Annotated in this window: 12 protein-coding genes and 1 pseudogene; 10 read left to right on the plus strand and 3 right to left on the minus strand. The window is 70.8% G+C overall.

The features are described from left to right. Positions 1-115: 115 nt before the first annotated feature. Together VN520_RS27910 and VN520_RS27915 are read left to right on the plus strand one after the other, a co-directional pair. On the plus strand, positions 116-2,629 hold the full coding sequence (locus VN520_RS27910; protein WP_325749726.1) for a DEAD/DEAH box helicase: 2,514 nt from the start codon (positions 116-118) through the stop codon (positions 2,627-2,629). A gap of 34 nt (positions 2,630-2,663) precedes the next feature. After that, complete coding sequence (locus tag VN520_RS27915; protein ID WP_325749727.1) at positions 2,664-3,539, plus strand: acyl-CoA thioesterase II; 876 nt, start codon at positions 2,664-2,666, stop codon at positions 3,537-3,539. A gap of 15 nt (positions 3,540-3,554) precedes the next feature. Here VN520_RS27915 and VN520_RS27920 read toward each other — a convergent pair whose 3' ends face one another. Continuing rightward, a complete protein-coding gene (locus VN520_RS27920) occupies positions 3,555-3,785 on the minus strand; it encodes a DUF6011 domain-containing protein (RefSeq protein ID WP_325749728.1) in 231 nt (76 codons plus the stop codon). A 104-nt stretch (positions 3,786-3,889) separates the two neighbouring features. On the opposite strand from VN520_RS27920, the pseudogene VN520_RS27925 reads away from it, so the two are divergent. From VN520_RS27925 to VN520_RS27940, 4 genes and pseudogenes are all read left to right on the plus strand, one after another. Continuing rightward, positions 3,890-4,156: pseudogene (locus VN520_RS27925) on the plus strand (chloride channel protein); the annotation flags it as partial. A gap of 15 nt (positions 4,157-4,171) precedes the next feature. Continuing rightward, positions 4,172-4,747, plus strand: a complete 576-nt coding sequence (locus VN520_RS27930) for an XRE family transcriptional regulator (protein ID WP_325749729.1) — start codon at positions 4,172-4,174, stop codon at positions 4,745-4,747. Between the two features lie 19 nt (positions 4,748-4,766). Then, entirely contained in the window at positions 4,767-5,318 is a 552-nt protein-coding gene (locus VN520_RS27935) for a GNAT family N-acetyltransferase (protein WP_325749730.1), read from the plus strand. A 31-nt stretch (positions 5,319-5,349) separates the two neighbouring features. Next, positions 5,350-5,838: a glutathione peroxidase gene (locus VN520_RS27940; protein WP_325749731.1), complete on the plus strand. Its 489-nt coding sequence runs from the start codon at positions 5,350-5,352 to the stop codon at positions 5,836-5,838. Between the two features lie 96 nt (positions 5,839-5,934). Here VN520_RS27940 and VN520_RS27945 read toward each other — a convergent pair whose 3' ends face one another. Then, on the minus strand, positions 5,935-7,161 hold the full coding sequence (locus VN520_RS27945) for an acyl-CoA dehydrogenase family protein (RefSeq protein ID WP_325749732.1): 1,227 nt from the start codon (positions 7,159-7,161) through the stop codon (positions 5,935-5,937). Between the two features lie 174 nt (positions 7,162-7,335). Here VN520_RS27945 and VN520_RS27950 point away from each other — a divergent pair, with 174 nt between their 5' ends. Next, the gene (locus VN520_RS27950; protein WP_325749733.1) at positions 7,336-7,986 is read left to right on the plus strand and encodes a TetR family transcriptional regulator; all 651 of its coding nucleotides are present in this window, start codon (positions 7,336-7,338) and stop codon (positions 7,984-7,986) included. Here VN520_RS27950 and def read toward each other — a convergent pair. Then, positions 7,974-8,579: a peptide deformylase gene (gene def / locus VN520_RS27955; RefSeq protein ID WP_325749734.1), complete on the minus strand. Its 606-nt coding sequence runs from the start codon at positions 8,577-8,579 to the stop codon at positions 7,974-7,976. The two genes, VN520_RS27950 and def, sit on opposite strands and share 13 nt — an antisense overlap. A gap of 113 nt (positions 8,580-8,692) precedes the next feature. Here def and VN520_RS27960 point away from each other — a divergent pair, with 113 nt between their 5' ends. The 3 genes from VN520_RS27960 to VN520_RS27970 form a co-directional block, all read left to right on the plus strand. Then, positions 8,693-9,931: a MurT ligase domain-containing protein gene (locus VN520_RS27960; RefSeq protein ID WP_203184816.1), complete on the plus strand. Its 1,239-nt coding sequence runs from the start codon at positions 8,693-8,695 to the stop codon at positions 9,929-9,931. Positions 9,932-9,965: 34 nt separating this feature from the next. Beyond that, positions 9,966-10,694, plus strand: a complete 729-nt coding sequence (locus tag VN520_RS27965) for a glutamine amidotransferase (protein WP_325749735.1) — start codon at positions 9,966-9,968, stop codon at positions 10,692-10,694. Positions 10,695-10,878: 184 nt separating this feature from the next. Then, the coding region (locus VN520_RS27970; protein WP_325749736.1) for a 6-phosphofructokinase at positions 10,879-11,252 on the plus strand (374 nt) is incomplete at its 3' end.

Below are 11,252 nucleotides of genomic sequence, written 5' to 3' on the forward strand. Positions count from 1 at the left end.
CCGGGCCGCCATTGCGTGTGTGTGACAGCCGAGTTGAGTGGGCAGCGTATCGTCCGTGATCTTCGCCGGGTCCTCCGGTTCCCTCATCCGGGCAGGAGGCAGGCAAGATGGGGGCGTGACCCTTATCGATCAGCTGCCCCCGACCGCCGACCCGGACGCCCTCTTCGAGGCCTTCTCGTCATGGACCGAATCGCAGGGCATCACCCTCTATCCGGCTCAGGAGGAGGCGCTGATCGAGGTGGTCTCCGGGGCGAACGTGATTCTTTCCACCCCCACGGGCTCCGGGAAGAGCCTGGTCGCGGCGGGCGCGCACTTCACCGCGCTGGCCCAGGACAAGGTCACGTTCTACACCGCGCCGATCAAGGCGCTGGTCTCGGAGAAGTTCTTCGACCTGTGCAAGCTCTTCGGTACGGAGAACGTCGGCATGCTGACCGGCGACGCCTCGGTCAACGCCGACGCCCCGGTCATCTGCTGCACCGCCGAGGTGCTCGCCTCGATCGCGCTGCGTGACGGCAGGTACGCCGACATCGGCCAGGTCGTGATGGACGAGTTCCACTTCTACGCGGAGCCCGACCGGGGCTGGGCCTGGCAGATCCCGCTCCTGGAACTCCCGCAGGCGCAGTTCGTGCTGATGTCGGCGACGCTCGGCGACGTCTCGATGTTCGAGAAGGACCTGACCCGGCGCACCGGCCGCCCGACGTCCGTGGTGCGTTCAGCGACGCGCCCGGTGCCGCTGAGCTACGAGTACCGGCTGACCCCCATCACGGAGACGCTCACCGAGCTCCTGGACACCCGGCAGTCCCCCGTCTACATCGTGCACTTCACGCAGGCCGCCGCCGTGGAGCGGGCGCAGTCGCTGATGAGCATCAACATGTGCACGAAGGAGGAGAAGGAGAAGATCGCCGACCTGATCGGCAGCTTCCGCTTCACCACCAGGTTCGGCCAGAACCTCTCCCGCTACGTCCGCCACGGGATCGGGGTGCACCACGCGGGCATGCTCCCCAAGTACCGCCGCCTCGTGGAGAAGCTCGCGCAGGCGGGCCTGCTGAAGGTCATCTGCGGGACGGACACGCTGGGCGTCGGGGTCAACGTCCCCATCCGCACCGTGCTGTTCACCGCTCTCACCAAATACGACGGCACCCGGGTGCGGACGCTGCGCGCCCGTGAGTTCCACCAGATCGCGGGGCGTGCCGGCCGGGCCGGTTTCGACACGGCGGGCTTCGTCGTGGCGCAGGCCCCCGAGCACGTGATCGAGAACGAGAAGGCCGTCAAGAAGGCGGGCGACGACCCCAAGAAGAAGCGCAAGGTGGTCCGCAAGAAGGCCCCCGAGGGTTTCGTCGCCTGGTCGGAGACGACCTTCGACAAGCTGATCCAGTCCGAACCCGAGCCGCTGACCTCCCGCTTCCGGGTCACGCACACCATGCTGCTCTCGGTGATCGCCCGGCCGGGCAACGCCTTCCAGGCGATGCGGCATCTGCTGGAGGACAACCACGAGCCGCGCAGGGCGCAGCTGAGGCACATCCGCCGGGCCATCGCGATCTACCGCTCGCTGCTCGACGGCGGTGTCGTGGAGCAGCTCGACACGCCCGACCCCGAGGGCAGGATCGTACGGCTCACCGTCGACCTCCAGCAGGACTTCGCGCTCAACCAGCCGCTGTCCACGTTCGCGCTGGCCGCGTTCGATCTGCTGGACGCCGAATCCCCTTCGTACGCGCTGGACATGGTCTCCGTCGTCGAGTCGACGCTCGACGACCCGCGGCAGATCCTGGCCGCCCAGCAGAACAAGGCGCGGGGGGAGGCCGTCGGGCAGATGAAGGCGGACGGTGTCGAGTACGAGGAGCGGATGGAGCGGCTCCAGGAGGTCACGTATCCCAAGCCGCTGAGCGAGCTGCTCTGGCACGCCTATGACGTGTACCGCACCAGTCACCCGTGGGTCGGTGACCACCCGGTGTCGCCGAAGTCGGTGATCCGCGACATGTTCGAGCGGGCCATGACCTTCACGGAGTTCACCTCGAACTACGAGCTGGCCCGCACCGAGGGCATCGTGCTGCGCTATCTGGCGAGCGCGTACAAGGCCCTGGAGCACACCATCCCCGACGACCTGAAGTCCGAGGACCTGGAGGACCTGATCGCCTGGCTCGGCGAGATGGTGCGTCAGGTGGACTCCAGCCTGCTGGACGAGTGGGAGCAGCTGGCCAACCCCGAGGTGGAGACGGCCGAGCAGGCGCAGGAACGGGCCGACGAGGTCAAGCCGGTGACGGCCAACGCCCGTGCCTTCCGGGTGCTGGTGCGCAACGCCATGTTCCGCCGGGTGGAGCTCGCGGCTCTGGACCGGGTCCGCGAGCTGGGCGAGCTGGACGCCGACTCCGGCTGGGACGAGGACGCCTGGGGCGGGGCGATGGACGACTACTGGGACGAGCACGAGGACCTGGGTACGGGCCCGGACGCGCGCGGCCCCAAGCTGCTGAAGATCGACGAGGACCCCGGACACGGGCTGTGGCGGGTGTGGCAGGCCTTCGCCGACCCGGCCGGGGACCACGACTGGGGAATTCGTGCGGAGGTCGATCTCGCGGCCTCCGACGAGGAGGGCCGGGCAGTCGTCCGGGTCACGGCCGTGGGCCGGCTGTGACGGCGCGCCGGCCAGGAGAGTGGAGAAGAACCGCATGACGAACCCCGCCGACAGTCTGGTCGACCTGCTCGACCTGGAGCGGATCGAGGTCAACATCTTCCGTGGCCGCAGCCCCGAGGAGTCCCTGCAACGGGTCTTCGGCGGGCAGGTCGCGGGCCAGGCGCTGGTCGCGGCCGGGCGCACCACGGACGGGGACCGTCCGGTGCACTCGCTGCACGCCTACTTCCTGCGGCCCGGCCGCCCCGGCGTGCCGATCGTGTACGACGTGGAGCGGGTGAGGGACGGCCGGTCCTTCACCACGCGCCGGGTCACGGCCGTGCAGCAGGGCCGGACCATCTTCAATCTGACGGCGTCCTTCCACCGGCCGGAGGAGGCGGGCTTCGAGCACCAGCTGCCCCCGGCCCGTGTCGTTCCCGATCCGGACGAGCTGCCGACGGTCGCCGACGAGGTGCGCGAGCACCTGGGCGGCCTGCCGGAGGCGCTGGAGCGGATGGCGCGGCGCCAGCCCTTCGACATCCGTTACGCCGACCGGCTGCGCTGGACGCAGGAGGAGATCAAGGACGCCGATCCGCGCAGCGCGGTGTGGATGCGCGCGGTCGGCCCGCTGGGTGACGACCCGCTCGTGCACACCTGCGCGCTGACGTACGCCAGCGACATGACGCTGCTGGACGCGGTACGGATCCCGGTCGAGCCGCTGTGGGGCCCGCGCGGCTTCGACATGGCCTCGCTGGATCACGCCATGTGGTTCCACCGGCCGTTCCGGGCGGACGAGTGGTTCCTGTACGACCAGGAGTCGCCCATCGCCACGGGGGGCCGTGGGCTGGCCAGGGGGCGGATCTACGACCGCCAGGGGCAGCTGCTGGTGTCCGTGGTGCAGGAGGGGCTGTTCCGTCGGCTCGACGGTGCGTAGGCGCCTTCCGGGGGCTCAGGTGCCGGGCAGCTGGTCCTGCTCCACCTCGTGACGGCGGGTCCGGATGTCCGGGCCCGCCGGGTGCAGCTTGGCGTCGCAGGCGGGGCCGAGGCCGCTGCGGCGCGATGCCGCACCGGTGAGAGGCCGCCCGCAGAGGGCGCACCGCACCGGGCGGCGGCCCTCACGGCCGCCTGCTTCCGGCTGCGGCTCCGGGAAGGGTCCGGGGAGGGGCTCGGGGAATTCCACGTATGGATCCTCTCAGGCAGGTACGACACCCGCGCGGAGGGGAGGGCATGACGGGGCATCGTGGTATCACCGTGTGGACCCGGGCGGGGTGAGCCGGCCCGGCCGGCCCCGTCTTTCCGTCGATGTTCCTGGGCGCGGCGGGCGGCCTGGCCCTGTCGCGCCTGCCCGGCCTGGACGACACGCCGGCTTTCGCGATGGGGATCGGGGCCATGTGCGTGGCGATGCTCAGGCTGCCGATGACATCGGTGCTGCTGGGAGCCGAGGGCGTCACCGTCATGCCGCTCGTGATCGTCTCCGTCGTGGTCTCCTACGTCCTCACCCTCAGGCTCGACCGGCACCCGAGCCCTTCCCGGCCCACGTCTCCTTTGTGAGATAACCTCCCGGATATGAGAGAACCGGGCGTACCGGACTCCCTCGATGCCCGGCTGGCGGCCCGGCTGGGCGCGCTCCGCACCGAACACGGCTGGTCGCTGGAGGAGCTCTCCCGCCGCGCCGGCGTGAGCCGCTCGACCCTGTCGCGGCTGGAGCGCGGCGAGCTGAGTCCCACCGCCGCGATGCTCGGACAGCTGTGCACGGTGTACGGGCGCACGATGTCACGGCTGCTGACGGAGGTGGAGGCGGAGCCGCCCCAGCTGGTTCTGGCCGCACGGCAGCCGGTGCGGCGGGACGAGGGCTCCGGGTTCGTGCGCCGCTCCGTCTCGCCGCCGCATCCCGGGCTGCGCGCCGAAGTCATCGAAGGCACACTCACCGCCGGGGCCGTCGTCCCGTACGAGGACGCGCCCGTACCCGGTGTGGAGCACCACATCTGGGTGCTGGAGGGCACGGTCGAGATCACTGTCGACCGCACCGTGCACACCGTGCGCGAGGGTGACTGTCTGCGTTTCCGGCTGCGCAGCCCCTCACGCTTCCACTGTCCGGGCCCGCAGCGGGTCCGGTACGTACTGATGACTGTCCTGCCGTGACTGTGAAAGGACCCGCTTCATGACCGAGATCGTCCCCGTGTCCGGCCCCGCGCTGGTCACCTATGCCGATGAGCTCGCCACCCTGCTGATCGAAGCCGTGGAGGGCGGATCCTCGGTCGGTTTCCTCGCCCCGCTGGACCGGGCGACGGCTGCCGCCTGGTGGCGGCAGCGGGCCGCCGCCGTGGAGGCGGGGAGCCACCAGGTCTGGATCGCCCGCGACGCCGAGCGGGCGGTGGGCACGATCGGGCTGGTCAGGACGCCCCTGCCCAACGCCCGTCACCGCGCGGAGGTCTCGAAGCTCATGGTCAGGCCCTCGTCCCGCGGCCGGGGAGTCGGCCGGGCCCTGCTCGCGGCCGTCGAACAGTCCGCGGCCGCCGAGGGGCTGACCCTGCTGGTGCTGGACACGGAGACGGGAAGCGACGCCGAGAGGCTCTACCGCTCGGCCGGCTGGACGCCGTACGGTTCCGTCCCGGACTACGCGGCGGACCCCTACGGCACGCTCAGGGCGACCACGTTCTACTACCGGAACCTCGGCCCGCGGGAGGCTTCCCCCCGGAGGCCGTCACAATGAGAGCGACGCCAGGCTACCGAGGAGACATCCCATGACGCTGTACGACATCCCGCTCCGTACCCTCACCGGCGAACCGACCACCCTGGGAGCCTACGAGGGCTCGGTGGTCCTGCTGGTGAACGTGGCTTCCAAGTGCGGGCTCACTCCGCAGTACGCCGGCCTGGAGAGGCTCCAGAAGGAGTACGGGGACCGCGGTTTCACCGTTCTCGGGGTGCCCTGCAACCAGTTCGCGGGCCAGGAGCCGGGCACCGCGGAGGAGATCCGCACCTTCTGCTCGACGACGTACGGCGTCAGCTTCCCGCTCCTGGAGAAGGCCGACGTCAACGGCGAGAACCGGCACCCCCTGTACACGGAGCTCACGAAGCTCGACGACGCCGAGGGCACGGGCGGGGACGTCCAGTGGAACTTCGAGAAGTTCCTGATCTCCCCGGCCGGCGAGCCGGTCGCCCGGATCCGCCCCCGCACCGAGCCGGAGGCGCCCGAGGTGGTGGCGGCCGTCGAGGCGCTGCTGCCGCGGTAGCGGCACGGGCAGCATGCGGGGCCGGACCGGCGTCGGACGCTCCCGGCCAGGAGCGTCCGGCATCGGTCCGGCCCCGCGGCGCGGCGGCCAAAATCCCTAGCGGATCGGCATCCCCGACAGGGTGCGGGCGATCACCAGGCGCTGGATCTCGCTGGTGCCCTCGAAGATGGTGTAGATCGCCGCGTCCCGGTGCATGCGCTCGACCGGGTACTCACGGGTGAAGCCGTTGCCGCCGAGGATCTGCACGGCCTGGGCGGTGACCGACTTCGCCGTCTCGCTCGCGTAGAGCTTCGACATCGAGCCCTCGGCCGCCGTGAACGGCTTGCCGGCGCTCGCCATCCAGGAGGCGCGCCAGACGAGCAGCCGTGCGGCATCGATCTGCGTGCGCATGTCGGCCAGCTGGAAGGCGATGCCCTGGTTGTCGATGATCGGGCGGCCGAACTGGGTCCGGGTCTTCGCGTAGTCGAGCGCCACCTCGTAGGCGGCGCGGGCGGTGCCGACCGCCATGGCTCCGACGGCCGGGCGGGAGGCCTCGAAGGTCGCCATCGCCGCGTTCTTCAGGCGTTCGCCACCGGACCGGACGCGCTCACGGGCCCGGGCGAGGCGTTCGTCGAGCTTCTCCTTGCCGCCGAGCAGGCAGTGGCCGGGTATGCGGACGTCCTCGAGGACGACCTCGGCCGTGTGCGAGGCGCGGATGCCGTGCTTCTTGAACTTCTGCCCCTGCGAGAGGCCGGGGGTGGCCGGCGGGACGATGAAGGAGGCGTGCCCCTTCGAGCCCAGCTCCGGATCGACGACGGCGACGACGACGTGGACATTGGCGATACCACCGTTGGTCGCCCAGGTCTTGGTGCCGTTGAGCACCCACTCGTCCTTGGCCTCGTCGTACACCGCACGGGTGCGCATGGAGGCCACGTCGGATCCGGCATCCGGCTCGGAGGAGCAGAAAGCGGCGACCTTGACATCGTCCGCGTCCCCGTACATCTGGGGTATCCAGGTGCCGATCTGCTCCTCGGTGCCGTTGGCGAGGACGCCGACCGCCGCCAGCCCCGTACCGACGATCGACAGGGCGATGCCCGCATCGCCCCAGAAGAGCTCCTCCATGGCCATGGGGATGCCGAGGCCCGTGGGGTCGAAGAACTGCTGGGCGTAGAAGTCGAGGGAGTAGATTCCGACCTTGGCCGCCTCCTGGATGACCGGCCAGGGCGTTTCCTCACGCTCGTCCCACTCCGAAGCGGCCGGCCTGATCACCTCGGCCGCGAATCCGTGCAGCCAGTCACGGACCTGCTTCTGGTCCTCGTTGAGTTCGAGCGTGAACTCGGCCATGGTTTCCTCCATGCACTTCCGGGATAACCCGTTACTAGCGGTAACAACAGTCTGTTACCAGCAAGTAGCTTCTGTCAACCGGCCGCCCACGGATCCGCAGCCGGCGGAGCAGGGTGTTACGTTGCCCGGGCGTGACGAGATCGCAGGACAGCCGGGTGGGGCGGGAGAAACGACATGGAGACCACACGAGGGGCCGAACGGCAGCGGACAGCGGCCGAACAGCGCCGCCGGGAGCTGCTCGAAGCCGCGGACCGGGTGGTGCTCAGGGACGGCCCGCAGGCGTCGATGAACGCGATCGCGGCGGAGGCCGGGATCACCAAGCCCATCCTCTACCGGCACTTCGGGGACAAGGGCGGCCTCTACCGCGCGCTCGCCAAGCGCCACACCGACGCCCTGCTGAGCGCCCTGCGGGCCGCCCTCGACGCACCCTCCGAGCGGCGGGAACGGGTCGAGGCGACCCTGGACACCTACCTCGCGGCGATCGAGGCGCGCCCGCAGGTCTACCGCTTCCTGATGCACCCGTCCGACGACGCGGCCCCCTCGCCCGAGCAGGGCTTCGACGTCGGCCGGCACTCCGCGCCGCTCCTGCGCCGCCTCGGCGAGGAACTGGGCAGGGTGATCGCGGAGCGGGTCGATCTCGGCCCCGACAGCGACCGGATGGCCCGCATCTGGGGTCACGGGATCGTCGGAATGATGCACGCGGCCGGGGACTGGTGGCTCGGTGACCGCCCGTGCTCGCGCGAGCAGCTGGTACGCAGCCTCGCCGACCTGCTGTGGGGCAGGCTGGCCGAGGCCGGTGACCTCCCCGGCGGTCAGGGGTTCTGAGCGCGCCCGTCCGGGCCCGCGGCGTCCACGGGCGCGGGCCGGCCCTCGGCGGCCGTACGTCCCCACGGCGCCCGCCGGGCCGCACGCAGCGCCCTGGCCCTGCGCAGTCCCGTCAGCCGGTCCGTGTAGACGCGGCCTTCGAGGTGGTCGCACTCGTGCTGCAGGCAGCGGGCGAACCAGCCGGTGCCGGTGATCCGCACCGGCTCCCCCGCCGTGTTCAGGCCCTCGGCCACCGCGTGGTCGAAACGCGGGGTGCCGGCTTCGAGACCGGGAAGCGACAGGCAGCCCTCCGGTCCGCGTACGGTGATCCCGTCCGCTTCGACGAGTACGGGATTCACGAGATGGCCCAGGTGCCGGACCTCGTCGTCGTCCGGGCAGTCGTAGACGAACACCTTGAGCGGGACACCGATCTGGTTCGCGGCGAGCCCGACGCCGTTCGCGGCGTACATGGTGGCGAACATGTCCTCCACCAGCCTGGCGAGCGACGGACCGAAGTCGGTGACATCGTCGCAAGGGCTGTGGAGCACCGGGGCACCGAACAGGCTCATGGCACGAACGCGTCCGGAACTGCCGGGGATCGGGCGGTTTCGCATGGGAGAAGCGTACGTTCCACGTGACCTCCACCTTCCCCGTGGTGCCGTGGTGCGGTCGCCGCGCTGGACATCGATAGGCTGGGTGCGGACTTACGCAAGGAGGATCTAGGACGATGGCAGGCAACACGGAGCCGTTGTCGCCGCGGGCCAAGCTCGCCGTGACGGCGGGCAAGGCCGCGGCGGCGGTGTCGCGCGCTGCGGGGCGCGGCAGCGGATCGGTGATCGGCGGCCGGGTGGCGCTCAAGCTCGACCCCGACCTGCTCGGGCGGCTGGCGCAGCACCTGGACGTGATCCTCGTGTCCGCGACGAACGGCAAGACGACCACCACCCGGCTGATCGCCGAGGCGCTCAGGGCCGCGGGCCCCGTCGTGTCGAACGCGCTCGGAGCCAACATGCCCGCGGGGATCACCTCCGCGCTGGCAGGGGGCTCGGACGCGCGGTACGGCGTGATCGAGGTCGACGAGAAGTACCTCGCCGGTGTGGCCCGCGACACGACACCGAAGGTGATCGCGCTGCTCAACCTCTCCCGCGACCAGCTGGACCGCGCCGCGGAGACCCGGATGATGGCGGAGCAGTGGCGTGAGGGCCTGTCGGGCTCCAAGGCCGTGATCGTGGCCAACGCCGACGACCCGCTGATCGTCTGGGCCGCCTCCTCCTCCCCCAATGTGGTGTGGGTCGCGGCGGGGCAGGCGTGGAAGGACGACGCCTGGTCCTGCCCGTCCTGCGGCGGTGTGATGCAGCGCCCCGGGGACGACTGGTTCTGCGGTGAGTGCGGCTTCCGCCGCCCCGCCCCCAGCTGGGCGCTGAACGGCGACTACGTCCTGGACCCGCACGGTTCCGCGTGGCCGATCCACCTCCAGCTGCCGGGCCGGGCCAACAAGGCCAACGCCACCAGTTCGGCCGCCGTGGCCGCCGTCTTCGGTGTGCCGCCGCAGGTCGCCCTGGAGCGCATGTACCAGGTGCAGGCCGTGGCGGGCCGCTACGACGTGGTCAGTTTCCTCGGCCGCGAGCTCAGGCTCCTGCTGGCGAAGAACCCGGCGGGCTGGCTCGAAACGTTTTCCCTGATCGACCCGCCGCCCACCCCGGTGATCCTCTCGGTGAACGCACGCGGCGCCGACGGCACGGACACCTCCTGGCTCTGGGACGTCGACTACACCCAGCTCTACGGACACCCGATCTTCGTGCTCGGCGACCGCAAGCTGGACCTCGCGGTCCGCCTCGAGGTGGCCGGTCTCGACTTCCGTGTGTGCGAGACCCTGGACGAGGCCGTCCAGATGGCTCCGCCGGGCCGCATCGAGGTCATCGCCAACTACACCGCCTTCCAGGATCTGCGCCGTCGTGTCGGCAACTGACCCCCGCGCGGGCACCCCCCGGAGAGGACGAAGCATGAGCAACAACAGCCTGCGGCTGGTGTGGGTCTACCCCGACCTCCTCAGCACCTACGGCGACCAGGGCAACGCCCTGGTGGTGGAGCGCCGGGCACGCCAGCGCGGTCTCGACGTGTCGCGCGTGGACGTGCGCAGCGACCAGCCCATCCCGACGTCGGGTGACATCTACCTGGTCGGCGGCGGTGAGGACCGGCCGCAGCGGCTCGCCTCGGAGCGGCTGCGCCGGGACGGCGGACTGAACAGGGCCGCGGCGAACGGCGCGATCATCTTCTCGGTCTGCGCGGGTTACCAGATCCTCGGCCACGAGTTCATCAACGACCTCGGCGAGCGCGAGCCCGGCCTCGGGCTGCTCGATGTCGTCTCGACCCGGGGCGAGGGCGCCCGGTGCGTCGGCGACGTGCTCGGGGACATCGATCCGAACCTGGGCCTGCCGCCGCTGACCGGCTTCGAGAACCACCAGGGCATCACCCATCTCGGCCCGGCGGCGCGCCCGTTCGCCCGGGTCCGGCTCGGGCGGGGCAACGGCACGGGTGACGGCACGGAAGGCGCGTACAACGACACCGTCTTCGGCACCTACATGCACGGGCCGGTCCTGGCGCGCAACCCGCTGATCGCGGACCTCCTCCTCAAGCTGGCCCTGGACGTGAACGCGCTGCCGCCGAGCGACGACCGGTGGTACGAGGCGCTGCGCGCCGAACGGATCGCCGCGGCGACCCAGCCCGCCTGACGCAGCCCGTACGGACCGGCTCCTTCGAGGAGCCGGTCCGTACGTGTGCGGCCGGTGTACATCCGGTGGACGTCCAGCAGTCGGACAGTGGGTTCGGTCCGGACACCTCTCGCCGGTAAGGTAGCGGGATCCAACCGGACGACGTGGTCCGGCGTCGGCCCACGTTGCAAAGGTTTCCCGGGCAATGCGAATCGGTGTGCTCACCTCCGGCGGCGACTGCCCCGGCCTCAATGCCGTCATCCGTTCCGTCGTGCACCGCGCGGTGGTGGACCACGGCGACGAGGTCATCGGCTTCCACGACGGCTGGAAGGGTCTCCTCGAGTGTGACTACCGCAAGCTCGACCTCGACGCGGTCGGCGGTATCCTCGCCCGGGGCGGCACGATCCTCGGCTCCTCCCGTGTGCAGCCCGCGCATCTGCGGGACGGCGTGGAGCGCGCGAAGGGCCATGTCGCCGATCTCGGACTGGACGCGATCATCCCGATCGGCGGCGAAGGCACGCTGAAGGCGGCCAGTCTCCTCTCCGAGGCCGGCCTCCCCATCGTCGGCGTGCCCAAGAC

It is taken from the genome of Streptomyces sp. (assembly GCF_035563135.1).
In the GTDB taxonomy this organism is placed as follows: Bacteria; Actinomycetota; Actinomycetes; order Streptomycetales; family Streptomycetaceae; genus Streptomyces.